13 protein-coding genes and 1 pseudogene are annotated in these 15,398 nt (G+C 69.1%); 5 read left to right on the top strand and 9 right to left on the bottom strand.

From position 1 onward, the window contains the following. Window positions 1-223 precede the first annotated feature (223 nt). From AB0B45_RS34835 to AB0B45_RS34815, 5 genes and pseudogenes are all read right to left on the bottom strand, one after another. Window positions 224-997, bottom strand: coding sequence for a MerR family transcriptional regulator (locus tag AB0B45_RS34835; protein ID WP_358139334.1), 774 nt, complete (start codon window positions 995-997; stop codon window positions 224-226). Window positions 998-1,002: 5 nt separating this feature from the next. Beyond that, window positions 1,003-1,806 carry an alpha/beta hydrolase gene (locus tag AB0B45_RS34830; RefSeq protein ID WP_358139331.1) on the bottom strand — a complete coding sequence of 268 codons (804 nt, stop codon included), beginning with the start codon at window positions 1,804-1,806 and terminating at the stop codon, window positions 1,003-1,005. A 294-nt stretch (window positions 1,807-2,100) separates the two neighbouring features. Then, window positions 2,101-2,430 (bottom strand): annotated as a pseudogene (locus tag AB0B45_RS34825) (RtcB family protein); the annotation flags it as partial. A gap of 139 nt (window positions 2,431-2,569) precedes the next feature. Next, on the bottom strand, window positions 2,570-3,055 hold the full coding sequence (locus tag AB0B45_RS34820) for a hypothetical protein (protein ID WP_358139327.1): 486 nt from the start codon (window positions 3,053-3,055) through the stop codon (window positions 2,570-2,572). Between the two features lie 170 nt (window positions 3,056-3,225). Beyond that, window positions 3,226-4,083, bottom strand: coding sequence for an aldo/keto reductase (locus tag AB0B45_RS34815; protein WP_358139325.1), 858 nt, complete (start codon window positions 4,081-4,083; stop codon window positions 3,226-3,228). Window positions 4,084-4,137: 54 nt separating this feature from the next. Between AB0B45_RS34815 and AB0B45_RS34810 the strand changes: the two genes are divergently transcribed. Continuing rightward, window positions 4,138-5,346, top strand: a complete 1,209-nt coding sequence (locus AB0B45_RS34810; protein ID WP_358139322.1) for a cysteine desulfurase-like protein — start codon at window positions 4,138-4,140, stop codon at window positions 5,344-5,346. Between the two features lie 190 nt (window positions 5,347-5,536). Beyond that, entirely contained in the window at window positions 5,537-5,722 is a 186-nt protein-coding gene (locus AB0B45_RS34805; protein ID WP_358139319.1) for a hypothetical protein, read from the top strand. 1,527 nt (window positions 5,723-7,249) lie between these two features. Here AB0B45_RS34805 and AB0B45_RS34800 read toward each other — a convergent pair. From AB0B45_RS34800 to AB0B45_RS34790, 3 genes are all read right to left on the bottom strand, one after another. After that, window positions 7,250-7,738 carry a hypothetical protein gene (locus tag AB0B45_RS34800; protein WP_358139316.1) on the bottom strand — a complete coding sequence of 163 codons (489 nt, stop codon included), beginning with the start codon at window positions 7,736-7,738 and terminating at the stop codon, window positions 7,250-7,252. 116 nt (window positions 7,739-7,854) lie between these two features. Beyond that, window positions 7,855-9,036, bottom strand: a complete 1,182-nt coding sequence (locus tag AB0B45_RS34795) for a hypothetical protein (RefSeq protein ID WP_358139314.1) — start codon at window positions 9,034-9,036, stop codon at window positions 7,855-7,857. Window positions 9,037-9,103: 67 nt separating this feature from the next. Then, complete coding sequence (locus AB0B45_RS34790; RefSeq protein WP_358139311.1) at window positions 9,104-10,933, bottom strand: AMP-dependent synthetase/ligase; 1,830 nt, start codon at window positions 10,931-10,933, stop codon at window positions 9,104-9,106. 221 nt (window positions 10,934-11,154) lie between these two features. Between AB0B45_RS34790 and AB0B45_RS34785 the strand changes: the two genes are divergently transcribed. Together AB0B45_RS34785 and AB0B45_RS34780 are read left to right on the top strand one after the other, a co-directional pair. Continuing rightward, entirely contained in the window at window positions 11,155-12,651 is a 1,497-nt protein-coding gene (locus tag AB0B45_RS34785; protein ID WP_358139308.1) for an oligopeptide:H+ symporter, read from the top strand. Window positions 12,652-12,656: 5 nt separating this feature from the next. Beyond that, window positions 12,657-13,271, top strand: a complete 615-nt coding sequence (locus AB0B45_RS34780; RefSeq protein ID WP_358139305.1) for a trimeric intracellular cation channel family protein — start codon at window positions 12,657-12,659, stop codon at window positions 13,269-13,271. On the opposite strand, the gene AB0B45_RS34775 is transcribed toward AB0B45_RS34780, so the two are convergent. After that, entirely contained in the window at window positions 13,255-14,688 is a 1,434-nt protein-coding gene (locus tag AB0B45_RS34775) for a PLP-dependent aminotransferase family protein (protein WP_358139302.1), read from the bottom strand. The genes AB0B45_RS34780 and AB0B45_RS34775 overlap by 17 nt on opposite strands. Window positions 14,689-14,751: 63 nt before the next feature. Between AB0B45_RS34775 and AB0B45_RS34770 the strand changes: the two genes are divergently transcribed. Further along, window positions 14,752-15,357, top strand: a complete 606-nt coding sequence (locus AB0B45_RS34770; protein ID WP_358139299.1) for a hypothetical protein — start codon at window positions 14,752-14,754, stop codon at window positions 15,355-15,357. Window positions 15,358-15,398 lie beyond the last annotated feature (41 nt).

Below are 15,398 nucleotides of genomic sequence, written 5' to 3'. Positions count from 1 at the left end.
AGAAAGACTTCCAGCAGCTCCGAGAGGATCACCAAACATGATCAACAAGCCGCGAGCCGAGTCCACCGGAAGATCACGAAATGTGTGCCAGACCCTGAATCTTGGGTCTGGCACTCATTCCGATCTCTGCGCCAGGGCCCTTCCGTTCCGGATCGGTGGCCATCTGGGCTTACGGACCGTGAGCTGCGATTCGGATCCGACTGCGGTGACTCCGGGGCTGCGATTATTGGTGTGGGATGTCTACGCCGGCGGAGCGCAGTTTCGTCTCGACCAGCGTGGTCAGCCGGGCCATGGCCGGTTCCTGGTCTTCGCCGTGGTGGTTGAGCAGGCCGTATCGGGTGGCGTCAGTGCGGGCCTGGAGGCCGTTCGGGATCGCGAGCAACGCGGGGTTGGCGAGGAAGCGGTCGGCCACGGCGGTCGCGAGTTCCTCGATGCGGGGGTCGTCGGGTTCCCAGTCCTTTGCGGCCCAGCATTGCTTGATCAAGGCGACGAACCGGGTGTCGTCGAGGGCGTGCTCGACCTCGGTGAGAGAGTCGTCGAAGCCGTCGGGGACCAGGGCCCTGGCCAGCACCATGCCCTCGCGGTAGGCCGCCACCTCGTCCGAGGTGAAGCCGAGGTCGGCGGCCCGGTCCAACAGCGCGCAGGCCCGGTCGGGCAGCAGGGCCCGGTCACCGTTGGCCACCCGGTCCAGCAAGTCGCGGCGCGTGATCAGCTCCTCGATCCGCTCGGTCAGCCGCCGTTTGACCTCGGCCAGGTCGGCGGCGAACCGCTGCGGATCGGCGCCGAGCAGGGCGCCGATCTCGGATAGCGGTACGCCGGACTCGGCCAGCGTCCGGACCTGGACCAGCCGCAGCAGGTCGGACGACCCGTAGCGGCGATAGCCAGAACCGTCACGGCGCGGTTCGTCGACCAGGCCCAGCCGGTGGTAGTGGCGTATGGTCTTGATCGTGACGCCGGCGAAGGCCGCCGCCTGGGCGATCGTGACGCCGCTGGTCATGGTCGTCAGCGACTTTTGCGGGTGAGGGCGGCGACCTCGCGTGTGGCCTCGGCGATGGCGCGGAAATCCTTGCGCACGATCGTGCCGTGGTTGCTGGCAACCTTCGCGCTTATCGTGAGGTTCGGGTTGCGGGCGAGCACCGGGTCGAGGGTAGTGCGCATCTGCTCCTGCCAATTGTCCTTGCTTCCCAGAGCCTCCCCCGAGGCGACCACATATCGGACCGGGACGGTCAGGCTGTCGAGGACCGGTTCGAGGGCGGCGTGGATTATGTGGGCCTCGATGTTGATCTCGGCATGCTGTTCGGCACTCATCCGCGCGGCGTTGCCGACGAGGCGCACTATCGGCAACAACCATCGGCCCTTATGGAACATCCGCCGGATGTATTCGTGGCGGGCATCGTCAGTCCAGCCGTACGGATAAGGGCCGTCGACCCCGACCACGCCGGCGACGCGGCCCGGATTACGAGCGGCCCAATGCACCCCGAGCAACGCGCCATAGGACCAACCCACCAAAATCGGCCGCTCCATCCCCCTGGCTTTCAGAACGGCGTCGAGATCCCGGACGCAGGCCTCGAAGGAATAGTCCGCCGACGTCTTCGATTTGCCGCGAGCCCGCTCGTCGTAGGTGATGTGTCGCCACCCCGACCCCAGGTCGTTGATGACGGGCCGCCAGTGCCGCTGGCTAGCGTAGGAACCGTTCAGGTAAACCACGGGGGTACCTGTCCCGCCGGTGTCGGTCACGGCCAGCGCGGTGTCTTCCACCGGCAACATGCCACTCCAGACCGAGTAACTCGCGTTCGAGTTCGTCATGCCACCAGCGTCGACCCTGACCTAAGGTCAAAGTCAAGCCGCGGTTTCATGGACTCCGGCACAACAGGTGCGCAATGACGAGGCCAGCCTTGCCGACCACGCCAAACTCGACCTGCCACGCAAACGTGTGCTACTCGCCCCACGTATACCGCTACATAGCGTGACGAATGGCCGGGGAACTTTGCCGTCCGTCCCCGGGAAGAATAGGGCTCTGCCGCAGAAGAGAAAGTCGTCGCCGAAAGCCCGGTTCCCAGCGTGGCCGAAGCCACGAGTTCAACTCCCGCTTGTCGAACTCACCGCCAGGTCGCGGTCGACCAGGCCCTGGTTGTGCGACGACAGGCCGCGGGCGACGCCGATGTAGTGCTCGGCCAGCTCCTTGCCGATATTTCGCGAGCCCGAGTGAAGCACGATCCACACATTCTGCTCGTCGTCCGCGCACACCTCAAGGAAGTGGTTGCCGCCGCCGAGCGTGCCCATCTGCGCCTCGGCGCGCTCACGCCGCGCGTGCACGGCGGGCGCGAGCTCGTCGAAGTCCTTCCAGAACTCGCCCCAGCCCAAGGTCTTCATCCCGTGGATCCTGCCGGGGTCGACGGGCCGCTTGTGGTGCCCGAACCCCACCGGTACGAGCGACAGCCCTGGCTTCGCTCCGCCGACGAGGTCAGCCGGTGGTGTACGGCTGTCGCCGTGCGCTCTTGGTGGCCGGCACTATCGTCACCGCTATCGTGAACGCTCCGAACCGACGTCTGACGGGCACCCCGCCTGATCACCAGCACAGGTTGCCCCCGCTGGGACCGGAGCGGACCTGCAGAAGATACTCGTCGCCGCCCTTCCCGTCCGAGTACGACATCGACAGAAAGACATTCCGACCGCTGATAACCCTCGTGAGGCAGACCAGCGTCATGCCGGCGCCCTCCTCCGGCACCGGTGCCGACCGCCAGCCGTCCTTGATCGCGGCCTCGCGATAGAAGGCCGGCACATCGGCATGTGACGCCGAAAGCCGGTAGAACTGCTCGGCGTACGCGAGCCGGTCGTCGTCGTCGCATCCTCCGAGGCGTTTCCCGGACGGATTCGCGCCGACCGGATGAGCATCGAGAATGCTGAGCGCTACAAGGTGCGACCCGAGCTGTCTGTCATCGTCGGTACAGCGGGGAAACGGCGATTTCAGCAGCGAGACCAGACGATCTTTCACGTAAGCGCCGACGCCCAGAACGCAGGCGGCCGCGAGCACTGCGACGATCAGGCGCTTCATGATCTAGAAGCATAGGCTCTCAACAGGCCGACAGATTGCGTCGATGCGCTCGCGGATGACGCCCGCCTTCCCGATGGCGCCCGCGATGCCGTAGCGGAAGGGCTCCTCGAAGGTGGACGGCCCGCGCGCCCTGTTCGCGGGCTCGGCTCCATCAGCACCCTGGTGACGGGCTAGTCCAGGCGGGCGAGTTCCTCGGGGGTGAGGGTGAGGTCGGCGGCGGCGACCGAGTCGAGGATGCTCTCCGGGCGACTGGAGCCGGGGATGGGGATGACGACGGGGTTGTGGGCCAGCTCCCATGCCAGGCACACCCGCTGCGGCGAGACCCCGCGTTCGGCGGCGACCTCGTTGAAGGCCGCGTGGGCGTCGCCGAGCCCCGCGGCCGACTTGATGCCGCCGAGGGGCGACCAGGGCAGGAAGGCCACCCCCAGCTCCGCGCACACGTCGATCTCGGGCTCGCTGGTGCGGAAGCGCGGCGAGTACTCGTTCTGCACGCTGGCCAGCCGTCCGCCGAGGATGTCGTGGGCCTGCCTGATCTGCGCGGGGTCGGCGTTGGAGATGCCCGCCAGAAGGATCTTGCCCTCGTCGAGCAGGTCGCGCAGCGCCCCGATGCTCTCCTCGTACGGCACGGCGGGGTCGGGCCTGTGGTGCTGGTAGAGCCCGATGGCCTCCACGCCCAGCGCCTTCAACGACCGCTCGCACGCCTCACGCAGGTAGGCGGGGCTGCCGTTCAGGCCCCAGCCGTCACCAGGCGTCCTGGTGTGACCGCCCTTGGTGGCCACGAGGACGGCGTCGCGGTCGCCGCCCCACAGCGCGAGGGCCTTGGCCACCAGGCGCTCGTTGTGGCCGACCCCCGCGGCGGTGGGCGTGTAGGCGTCGGCGGTGTCGATCAGCGTGATCCCCGCGTCGAGGGCGGCGTGGATCGTCCTGATGGACTGCGCCTCGTCGGGCATGTGTTCGGCCACGGACATCGGCATGGCGCCCAGGCCGATGGCGCTGACGGAGATGTCCGCGATGGATCGGTTCCTCATGGGCACATCCTCCCGGCTGGAGTTCGGTCCAGGTCAAATGCAAGATGGTGATTCATGGGCTTCGACGTCACTCGCGTACGCGCGCTGTACCCCGCTCTCTCCGATGGACACGCCTGGCTGGACGCCGCGGCCGGCACCCAGGTTCCGCAGACCGTGATCGACGCCATCGCGGGCGCCTACCGCGACGGCATCGGCAACGCGCACGGCGCGTTCGCCGCCAGCGCCCGCTCCGACGCGATCGTGGCCGAGGCGCGGGCCGCGGTGGCCGACCTGGTGGGCGGTGAGGCGGGGGGCGTGGTGTTCGGTCCCAACATGACCACGCTGACCTACCGCTTCTCCGCCACGCTGGCCAGGACCTGGGCGGAGGGCGACGAGGTGGTCGTCTCCAGGCTCGATCACGACGCCAACGTGCGTCCGTGGGTGCAGGCCGCCGAACGCGCCGGCGCTGTCGTGAAATATGCGGACATCGTGGTGCCGTCGGGCGAGCTGCCCGCCGAGCAGTACCGGCGGCTGGTGACCGAGCGGACCAGGCTGGTGGCGGTGACGGCGGCCAGCAACGTGCTCGGCACGATCCCCGACGTCGCCGAGATCGCCGCAACCGCCCACGGCGCGGGCGCGCTCGTCTACGTGGACGGCGTGCACGCCACCCCGCACGGCCCCGTCGACATGTCGGCGCTCGGTGCCGACTTCTACGCCACCAGCGCCTACAAGTGGTGCGGCCCGCACCTCGGCGCGGTGGTCGCCGCGCCGGACCTGCTCGCCTCGCTGCGGCCCGACAAGCTGGCCTCCTCGCCCGACGAGGTGCCCGACAGGTTCGAGACGGGCACGCTGCCCTTCGCCGACCTGGCGGGCGTGACGGCGGCGGTGGAGCACCTGGCCGCCCTCGACCCGGAGGCGAGCGGCTCGCGCAGGACGCGGATCCTGGCCTCGATGTCCGCCGTCGCCGCATACGAGCAGGCGGAGCTGGTCCACCTGCTCAAGGGGCTGGCGGCGCTTCCTCTGGTACGGCTAGTCGGCTCGCCCCGCCGGCGCACGGCCACCGCCTACTTCACCGTGGAGGGCCACTCGCCCCGCCGGGTCGCCGAGCACCTGGCCGGGCGGAGGATCAACGTGTGGGACGGGCACTGCTACGCCTGGGAGCCCACCATGGCGCTGGGCATCAGGGACGCGGGGTCGGCGGTGCGGGCGGGCCTGGTCCACTACAACGACCGCGCGGAGATCGAGCGTCTGCTGGAGGCCCTGGACGAGCTGACCACCGGGTGACCCAGGGCGATGCCATCCATATCGCTGCCCGCGTCGAACGCCTCACCCGCATCGGAGGAGGAACAGACGCCAGCCGCGGCGTAATCGCCCCCGGCGCCGACCACCCAGTCGCCTGCCACGGCGGCGATGGTCGCGTCGGTGACGTTCTGGACCGTCCCCCTGAGAAGGGAGAACATCCCGATAGGGGGCCGTGGCCGACGACCAGGCGGCCGGTGCGTTCGTCAAGTTCTCCGGCGACGACGCAGCCGAACGCTTCGATCGAACGACGGATGCCCGCGAGGTCGTGCTCCTTCAAATTCCGGGCCGCGCGCGGGATGTCGGCGAGCGGCATGTGCTCGATCCTGCGCATCAACCCTCCCCGCGGTCGGAGCGGTAGCCGTACCGCTCTTTGGCGATGAGCGCGAACGCCAAATCGCCAGCCCCTTCCCCTTGCGGGAAGGGGCTTTTCTGTTGTCGGATCATGGAACGCCCTGACTGGAGAAGGATCGACATGCACCCCCCCAATACCCCCACCGCCTCCGCCCCTGGCATACCTACCTGAGCACCTTTCAGCAGTTCCACAGGCACATTGGGATCTGAGTAGGACGACGTCGTGCGCACGGACCGCGAAGAGGCTGTCCCCTCTACACCGCGCGTTTGGGAAACCTCCTGTCGAGGTATTCACTTAGGTTGTCGAGCGGGACGTCGAGCTCATCGCCAAGCACGGATGCCGTCGCGCATCGCGAGTCCTTGACTACACAGTGATTCCAGATTTGGCGTCAGCATTAATGACAGGGATAGCCCAAATACAAGAGGCACTATCTCCCCTCATCGATTTGCTGCTAAACCTGCCGCAAACCATAGTGATCGACGCCACAATAGATGCGTCTCGCATGGTTGCCCACATGGAGCCTCTAGACCTGCCATCGCGGGCCGCCGTGGCCGCTTCCGTGGGCCACGCCGCACAGGACTACAACCTGCCTGTACTTACGCACGGACCAGTTCCCATACAGGCCTTCTGGCCCGACGTGCTCCTTGACGCCTGCCCAAAACTGGATTACCGGGCGTAGTAGAGCATGTGCTTCTTGGGGCTTGATCATTCTCGGCGTTTCTGCCTATTCTCCCCTAGTGCAGAAGGGGACCCCCTCCCCACCCGCAAGCCGAGGAGAAAGATGAAACTTCGTTCCATTGTCTTGTCCGTGACAGCCTTCGGCGCCATTCTCAGCTCTTCTCAACCGGCTCAGGCCGTGCCAGCCTTTTTCGGCACGAAAGATCACATGGCCCAGTGGAGCAACTCCATCCCCTGCTCATATGGGGCTGGCCACTTTTCCGCCAGCGGTGTCTCCGCGGAGGCCGCCAACTACTGCACCAGGCGGGTATACCTCCGAGAGAATGTTGGGTCCGGGTGGGCCTACTGCGTGGATCCCGGAGAGTACACCAGCGTCCCGAGTGCCTTCTGGTCGTCGGGCGGAATCTCCATCGGCGCCATTAAGACATGTGACCAGCCCCTAACCGCCCAGGAGCAAGAGCTTCTCAAGGGAGCCACCTTCGTTAACTAGCTGCAGCTAAGCCCCGCCAGAGCAGAACCGGGGGCTTGGCTCTGGCAACCCCAGGCGGAGCGGCGTGATGGACGGACGGTCACCGGTGACCCCGGTGGCCTCTCCCGTGCGCCGCCGTACGGCGAGAAACCCGTGCGGCCTGGCGCGGAAAGGAACCCGTCCCAACCCGTGCGCCCCGCGGGTTGAGCAACCCGTGCGCGGGCGTCCGGAGCCGCGGCCGTGCGGAGAGGCCCGTGGGGAGGAAAGAGGCTCGTGCGCGGGCGTGCGGAGAGATCCGTGGGGACTCGTGCGGAGGGAAGAGGCCCAAGCCGTGGAAAGAGAGGAGCCCCGGTCCGTGCGGGGACCGGGGCTCTGGCGATGACGGGTTAGCGGCCGACGACCTTCACCCAGTCGGTCGCCTCGGCCGACCTGAGGTACCAGGCGCCCTCGAACACCGCGCGCCACGTGCCCGAGGTCCAGGCCCGCTCCCGCGTGTAGAAGTAGCCGTCACGGCCGGTCCTGACCGTGTCGACGTGCTCCCAGTCGCCGGACCCGTCCGGCCTGAACAGGATCTCGACGCGCTTGCCGCCCAGCCGCTTCCAGCCGCCCTCGCTGTTGCAGTGGTCCGCGTGGGTGACCACGACGAAACCGTCGATGTAGTCCTCCTCGCACTCGACCGAGAGCTTGCCCTCGATCGAGATGCCACGGCCCTTCCAGGCGGGCTCGGGACCGACGTCGAGCGACAGCCGGGTGTGGCCGCCGTCCCAGTCGGGGTCCCGGTCGTAGCCGGGATCGGCGAGGGCGGGGCCCGCGATCGCGAGCACCGAGGCGCCGAGTGCGGCGGCCACCGCGCCCGCTGCGAGTCGTCGCATCATCTGTAACTTCCTCTCCCCGTTGAAGACGCGCTCGGGACGGAGTGCGTCAACGCCAATGACGAGTCAGGGTAAAGAAAAGTTGCAGTAAAGAAGGTAACGATCACATAACGGACGGATCAGTGCTGGATTCCGGCCTGCTCGGCCGCGTACGCCTCGGTGCCCGCGAAGCGGACCCGCCACAGGCCGTGCTCCCTGCCCGGCAGCTGCCGCTCGAACTGCCCGGTCTCGCCGGTCGTCGCGGTGCCGATCGACTGCCACTCCGCGTCCTTGGTGCGCCGGTAGAAGATCTGCAGCCGCTGCTTGGCGTAGGGCGCGAAGTCGGAGATCCCGTTCGGGTCGACCCTGTGCAGCGACCCGGACACCCGCACCCCCTTGGTCCCGCGCGACGGGGTCACGCGCACCGAGCTCAGCTTGGTGTCGCGGCGCAGGTTGAAGGCGGCGTAGGCGGTGGTGCTGGTGCCGTCCTCCGCCCTGGCGGTGGCGGTGATGGTCCAGACACCGGCGGGATAGAAGCGGTTCAGGCCCTGGGAGGGAAGGAAGCGCCAGGTCTCCCATGCGCCGTCGCGCTCGACGGGCTCCCCTGTCGGGTCGGAAGGGTCGGAAGAGGGCGTGGGAGCGGGAGTCTGCGTCGGCTTAGGCGACGAAGCCGGCGCCCACGTGGCCCCGCCCGAGGGTGCGGGCGCGGGCGGGAACTGCGGAGGTACGGCGGGCGTAGGCGCCCCCATCCACGGCGCCCCCATCCCCGGTGCGGCGTTGCCCGGCGCGACAGCACCCGGGGCGGCAACACCCGGCCCGGCAGCGCCCGGGGCGGCAGCGCCCGGCGCGACAGCACCCGGGGCGGCAACACCCGGCCCGGCGGCGCCCGGGGCGGCGGCACCTGGCGCGATCGCCGCAGGGGCCGGACCCCAGAGGCCGGGAGCGGCGGGAAGGGCGGGCCGAGGCGCCGCGAACGCCGGAGTCAGTTCCTCGGGCGGCGGCGCGACTTCCGCGGGCACCAGCGCCATCCTCTCGGGCGGCGCGACGGGAACGGGGCCGAGGGTCTTGCCGCCCTCGATCGGCTTGCGGCCGAGCACCGGACCTGGAGGGGAGCCGGGCTCGACCTTGATGGTCACGCCGTTCTCCTCGGCTCCACTGGCCACGACGTCGACCACCAGCTTCACCGAGCCGTGCGGCCCCACCACGGGGTCGCCTGGACGGATCGTGATTTCCTTGATCGCGGGAGTGGCGGGTGCATCGGCCAGCGCGGGACCGGTCAGTGCCCCCGCCACCAGCGATGTGAGCAGGACTGTCTTGGTCATGACTTGGACGCTAGGAAGCGCCCGGCAATGCCTTGGGTCGCGACACACGCCCCTGTTGGCAAAGGTGTCACCCGGTGTATAGGCGCTCGATCACGTCGGCGTACTTCGCGTGGATGACCCGGCGCTTGAGTTTCAGGCTGGGGGTGAGCTCGGCCGTCTCGGCGGTCCACTCCGTCGGCAGCAGCGCCCACTTCTTGATCTGCTGCACTCTGGCCAGCTTCACGTTGGCCGCCTCGACGGCCGCCTCGACCGCCTTGACCACGTCGGGATGCTCGACCAGCTCGGCCATCGAGGTGAACGCGATGCCCTGTGCCCGCGCCCAGCCGGGGGCTATCTCGCCGTCGAGGGTGAGGATGGCCACGGGGAAGGGCCTGTTGTCACCGTAGGCGAGCGCCTGTCCGATGAGCGGGTGCTCCTTGAGGTAGTTCTCGATCGCGGCGGGCGAGATGTTCTCGCCGCCAGCGGTGATGATGAGCTCCTTCTTGCGGTCGACGACCCGGTAGAAGCCGTCGTCGTCGACGGTGCCGATGTCGCCGGTGCGCAGCCAGCCGTCCTCGTCGATCAGCTCCTCCGCCGCCCTGCCGAGGTAGCCGCCGGTGTTGAGCGGGCTGCGGGTGAGGATCTCGCCGTCCTCGGCGATGCGCACCTCGACGCCGGGCTCGGGCCTGCCGACCGAGCCGAGCTTGTAGCAGGCGGGGCTGTTGGCGGTGAAGGCGCCGGTCGTCTCGGTCATGCCGTAGACGTCGATGACGCGCAGGCCCAGCCCGGCGAAGAAGCCCTGCACCTCGTCGGGGAGCGGGGCGGCGCCGGTGGCTGTCCACTCGGCGCGGTCGAAGCCGATCATGCCGCGCACGATCGACAGCAGCGCGGCGTCGGCGCTCTCGTAGGCGGCCTGGATCTCGGGGGTGACGCCGCGGCCGTGCTGGCCTGCCTCGACGTAGGCGCGGCCCGCGGCCATGGCCTGCCGTACCTTCTCCTGCTGCTCCTCGGGCTGGCCGGCCAGCAGCGCCTGGAGCTTGGCCATCATCTTCTCCCACACGCGCGGCACGCCGAAGAACATCATCGGCCGCACCTGGCCGAGCGTGGCGCCGAGGTTGGCCAGGTCGGTGCAGAAGTGCACGTGGGAGACCTTGGTCAGCGGCAGGTAGAGGCTGAGGACGCGCTCGGCGATGTGGGCGTAGGTGAGGTAGGAGATCTGGGTGCCCTGGGTGGGCAGGGCGGTCATGCGGTCGGTGGCGGCGCACTCGTAGAAGGCGTTGACGTGGGTGAGCGGCACGCCCTTGGGCATGCCGGTGGTGCCCGAGGTGTACAGGACGGTGAGCACGTCGTCGGCGGTGACCGCCTGCCAGCGGGCGTCGACGGCGGCGGCGTCCTCGGCGAGCCTGGCCCTGCCGAGCTCGAGTAAGTCGTCCCAGCTCAGGAAGCGGTCGGCGGCCGGCGCGCCGTTCAGCACGATGATCTTGCGGATCTCGGGCAGCTGGTCGAGCACGGGCTCCCAGCGGGCCAGGTCGGCCGCGCCGCCGAGGACGGCGTACTTGGCGGCCACGTCGTCGGCGACGAAGGCGATCTGGTCGGGGGCGAAGGTGGAGTAGACCGAGCAGGGCATGCCGCCGGCGTGGACCGCGCCGAGGTCGGCCAGCACGTGCTCGCTGCGGTTGACCATCATCAGCGCCACCGCGTCGCCCGGCTCCATGCCGAGCGTGAGGAATCCGGCGGCGATCTCCAGCACCCGCTGCCTGGCCTGCCCGTAGGTCAGGGTGCTCCAGCCGCCGTCCACGGGGTCCGAATAGGCGGGCGAGTCGGGATACCGCTCCGCGATCTGCTTGAGCTGTTCGCATACCGTACGGCCGGCGATCTCCCGCAGGATCTCGGCCCGTACCTCAAGGACATCGGCCACGACGCGCGCCCTCCAAGTCGGTGCGCCTTCATGATCGCCTGACGGCGGCCCAAGAAGGGCACAGTGCTGCTGCTGCCGTTGATAGCTCACTTCGTTCGCTTGGACGAGTGGCATGCATCGCACCACAGGGCATCAACCCCGGACAAGACCTGACGGGAGACAAGAACACACCATGACGTGAAGTCATCGACCGTATGCGCAGAGTGTCGTCGGGGGGCAGTATGAGGACGGCAGACAAGACCTTTTTCGGACATCCGTGGGGGTTGGCCACGCTGTTCGGCACCGAGATGTGGGAGCGCTTCAGCTTCTACGGCATGCGTGCCATCCTGGCCGCCTTTCTCATGGCCCCCGCCATCCGCAACGGCCTCGGCCTGCCAGAGACCACGGCGTTCGCGATCCTCGGCGTCTACCAGGGCATGGTCTACCTGACGGCGCTGCCCGGGGGCTGGGTGGCCGACCGGCTGCTCGGCGCGCGCAGGGCGGTCCTGCTGGGCGGTGTCATCATCATGTGCGGGCACATCAGCTTGGCCGTCCCCGTGCCGGGCCCCCTGTTCGTCTACCTCGGCCTGCTGCTCATCGTCTCCGGCACCGGCCTGCTCAAGCCCAACGTCTCCGGCATGGTCGGCTACCTCTACAAGGACGACGAGGACGCCAGGCGCGACTCCGGCTTCTCGCTGTTCTACATGGGCATCAACATCGGCGCGCTCGCGGGCATCAGCGTGACCCCCGTGCTCGCCGGCGACTCCCGCTGGCACCTGGCCTTCGGCGCGGCGGCGGTGGGCATGGCGCTCGGCCTCGTCTGGTACGTCATGGGCAAGCGGAGCCTGCACGGCGCGGGCGAGCGGGTCCCGCAGCCGCTGACCCAGGCCGAGCGGCGCGTGGCCGTCAGGTGGGTGCTCATCGGGGTGGCCGCGCTCGTCGCCCTCACCGTGCTGCTGGCCCTGACGGGCCTGTTCACCGAGGACGGCGTCACCTGGACGGTGACCGCGATCATCGCGCTGATCACGATCTTCTACCTGTCGTACATCATGCACGGCGGTCATGGCATCACGCCGGTGGAGCGGCGCAGGTTCGGCGCCTACATCTGGCTCTTCTTCGCCGCCGTCGTCTTCTGGATGATCTTCGACCTGGCTCCCGGCCCTGTCACGACCTTCGCCACCAAGAGCGTGGACCTGACGTTCTTCGGGTTCACGATCCCCGCGGGCTGGACCCAGAACCTCAACTCGCTGTTCGTCATCGTCTTCTCGCCGATCTTCGCGGCGATCTGGCTGACCAGGTGGGGCAGCAGGGTGAGCAGCCCGATGAAGTTCACCTTCGCCCTGTTCATGGCGGGCCTGAGCTTCATCGTGCTGGCCACGGCCGCCAACGTCGCCTCCAGCGGGGTCAAGGTGTCCATCCTGTGGCTGGTGGTGATGTACCTCATGCAGACGATCGGCGAGCTGACGCTCAGCCCCGTCGGCCTGTCGGTCTCGACCAAGCTCGCCCCCGCGGCCTTCAAGGGCCAGATCCTGGGCGTGTGGTTCCTGGCCGCGGCGCTCGGCGACGCCATCGGCGGCCAGACCTTCCGGCTGACGCGCTTCCTCTCGCTCACCTGGTACTACCTCGTCCTGGCGGGGATCGCGCTGGCGGCTGGCCTGTTCCTGCTGATGTTCGTGCGCAGGCTCAAGGCGCTCATGGGTGACGAGGATGTGGCGCCCGGCCAGGCACTGACACACTAATCGTCGTGTCTGAACTGCTCGATCTCGTCGGAATCTTCGTCTTCGCGCTGTCGGGGGCCCTCATGGGCGTTCGCAAGCGGCTCGACGTCGTCGGCATGGCGGTGCTGGCCTCGATGACGGCGCTGGGCGGCGGGATCATGCGCGACCTGATCCTCAACGTGCCGCCCGCCGCCTTCCAGAGCCTCGGGTACGTGCTGGTGCCCATCGCCGCGACCGTGATCGTCTTCTTCTGGCACCCGCAGGTCGCCCGCATCATGCCGCTCCTGCTGGTGCTGGACGCGGCCGGACTGGGCCTGTTCTGCGCGGTCGGCACCGAGAAGGCGCTTCTGTACGACCTGTCGCCGCTGCACGCGGCCCTGCTCGGCGTCACCACCGCCGTCGGCGGCGGCGTGCTGCGCGACATGCTGGCCGGTGAGATCCCCACGCTGCTCTACGACCGCCAGCTCTACGCCGTGCCCGCGATGCTCGGCTCGGCCGCGATGGCGGCCCTGTTCGAGCTGAACCTGCACGGCTGGCCCGCCGTGCTGTCCGCCGCCGTGCTGGCCTTCGGGCTGCGCATCCTGGCCATGAAGTACGGCTGGCGGGCCCCGCTGGCCAGCGGCGTCAAACCATCCGAATGAGCGGGTCGGCCGGGCGGGAGCCGACGGGCCCCCTGTCCCTGGCCACCGCCAGCCTGGCGACCGCTTCGGTGATGACCTGCGGCGGCTGGGTGAAGGGCAGCCGGAGGTAGCCCTCCAGCGTGCCGCTCACGCCGAACCACGGGCCGGGTGCGAGCCGCACGCCGTGGTAGGCGGCGCTCTCGGCCAGCGGGGTCGCGCCCTCGCCCGCCAGGCGTACCCACAGGGTGCCGCCGCCGCGCGGCACGGTGAAGCTCCACTCGGGCAGCTGTTCGCGCAGCGCGGTCACCAGCGCGGAGCGGGAGACTGTGAGGGAGCGGCGGCGCTCGGCACGGGTCTCCTCGATGCGGTCGAACAGCCTGGCGACGACGAGCTGGTCGAGCACGGGGCTGGCGATGTCGACGGCGGCGCGGTGCACGGCCAGGGCGCGGGCCATCGCCGCGGTGGTGCGGATCCAGCCGATGCGAAGACCGCCCCACCACAGCTTGGAGGCCGAGCCGATGGTGATCACCCTGCTGTCGGTGTCGAAGGCGGCCATCGGCGCGGCTCTTGGCACCTCGTCGATCGCCAGCTCCGACCACGTCTCGTCGATTAGCAGCGTGGTGTCCAGGCGCCTGGCGTGGCCGACGACGGCGGCGCGATCGGCGTCGTCCATGAGCGCGCCCGTCGGGTTGTGGAAGTCGGGCATGAGGTAGGCCAGGCGGGCGGCGGACTGACGCATCGCGCTGGCCAGCAGGTCCACCTGCCAGCCCTCGGCCGAGACGCCGACGGGCACGATCCGGGCCGTCCTGTTGCGGGCGGCGTCGATGGCGTGCGGGTAGGTGGGCGACTCGACGATGACGGGGTCGCCCGCGCCGACGAGCAGGCCCATGACGAGCTGGAGCGCGTGCTGGGAGCCCGTGGTCACCAGGATCTGCTCGGGGCGGGTGGCCAGGCCCCTGGCCGTGTAGTGGGCGGCGATCCGCTCGCGCAGCTCGGGCAGGCCCATCGGGTCGTAGCCGGAGCCCATGCCGTACCTGGGCAGGTCCTGGGTGGCCTCGGCGACCGCCTCGGTCAGCATCGTGGTGGCGGGAGGGGCGGCGCACTGCATCTGCAGCAGCCCGTCGTCGTCCACCGACAGCCACGGGTTGTCGGCGCACGCCGACGGGTCGGGCAGCGCCGTCCAGCTGCCCGCGCCCTGGCGGCTGTCGAGGTAGCCCTGCTCGCGCAGCAGGTCGTAGGCGGCCGTCACGGTCGTGCGGCTGACGCCGAGCTCCTCGGCCAGGTGCCGTTCGGCGGGCATGCGCATGCGCACGGGCACCCTGCCATCGCGCACCAGCCCGCGCACCGCCTGGGCCAGCGCCCGGTAGAACGGCCTGGCCGACCGGTCGGCGTCCAGGAGGCGGCCGAGTTGCTGAGCGGACAGGTGACGGTCTGACATAAGGCCACTTTCGCTGATTGGCCCTTTTAGGGCAAGGCATTGGCCTGGATGATTGAGGCCATTATGAGCGAAGTTTCCGTTCCGTCCGTCGGTTCCCTTCCTTCCCGCCTGGTCCGCCTCTACGGCGGCCTGGCCCTGTACGGCATCGGCATCGGCCTCCAGGTCGAGTCGGGCCTCGGCAACGACCCGTGGGACGCCTTCCACCAGGGGCTGGCCGTCAGGACCGGCCTGTCGATCGGCACCTGGATCATCCTGGTCGGCGCGCTGGTCATGGTGCTGTGGATCCCGCTGCGGCAGAAGCCTGGCATCGGCACGATCAGCAACATCGTCTTCCTCGGACTGTTCGCCGACGCGGCGATGTACGTGCTGCCCACGCCGTCCCACTGGGCGGTGGCCTGGGTCTACCTGCTGACCGCGATCGTGGCAGTCGCCCTGGCGACCGTCCTGTACATCGGCGCGGGGATGGGGCCCGGCCCGCGCGACGGCGTCATGACGGGCCTGATCAGGCTCGGCCTGTCGGTGCGCCTGTCCCGCTTCCTCATCGAGATCACCGTCGTGGCGGTCGGCTGGCTGCTCGGCGGGACCGTCGGCATCGGCACCCTGCTGTTCGCCGTGGCCATCGGCCCGATCACGCAGCTGTTCGCCCGGCGCTTCCCGCTTCCCTCCTGAGCGCAAGCCCGGCCAACACGACGAAATCCACACGTCCCCTC

It is taken from the genome of Nonomuraea sp. NPDC049152 (genome assembly GCF_040648355.1).
Taxonomy (GTDB): Bacteria; Actinomycetota; Actinomycetes; order Streptosporangiales; family Streptosporangiaceae; genus Nonomuraea.
Note: the sequence above shows the minus strand (reverse complement) of the source record. Positions and strands in the feature narration are given on the sequence as shown.

Coding starts and splice junctions, on each gene's coding strand:
- AB0B45_RS34835 (WP_358139334.1), bottom strand. CDS start 997: ATGACCAGCGGCGTCACGATCGCCCAGGCGGCGGCCTTCGCCGGCGTC.
- AB0B45_RS34830 (WP_358139331.1), bottom strand. CDS start 1,806: ATGACGAACTCGAACGCGAGTTACTCGGTCTGGAGTGGCATGTTGCCG.
- AB0B45_RS34820 (WP_358139327.1), bottom strand. CDS start 3,055: ATGAAGCGCCTGATCGTCGCAGTGCTCGCGGCCGCCTGCGTTCTGGGC.
- AB0B45_RS34815 (WP_358139325.1), bottom strand. CDS start 4,083: ATGAGGAACCGATCCATCGCGGACATCTCCGTCAGCGCCATCGGCCTG.
- AB0B45_RS34810 (WP_358139322.1), top strand. CDS start 4,138: ATGGGCTTCGACGTCACTCGCGTACGCGCGCTGTACCCCGCTCTCTCC.
- AB0B45_RS34800 (WP_358139316.1), bottom strand. CDS start 7,738: ATGATGCGACGACTCGCAGCGGGCGCGGTGGCCGCCGCACTCGGCGCC.
- AB0B45_RS34795 (WP_358139314.1), bottom strand. CDS start 9,036: ATGACCAAGACAGTCCTGCTCACATCGCTGGTGGCGGGGGCACTGACC.
- AB0B45_RS34785 (WP_358139308.1), top strand. CDS start 11,155: ATGAGGACGGCAGACAAGACCTTTTTCGGACATCCGTGGGGGTTGGCC.
- AB0B45_RS34775 (WP_358139302.1), bottom strand. CDS start 14,688: ATGTCAGACCGTCACCTGTCCGCTCAGCAACTCGGCCGCCTCCTGGAC.
- AB0B45_RS34770 (WP_358139299.1), top strand. CDS start 14,752: ATGAGCGAAGTTTCCGTTCCGTCCGTCGGTTCCCTTCCTTCCCGCCTG.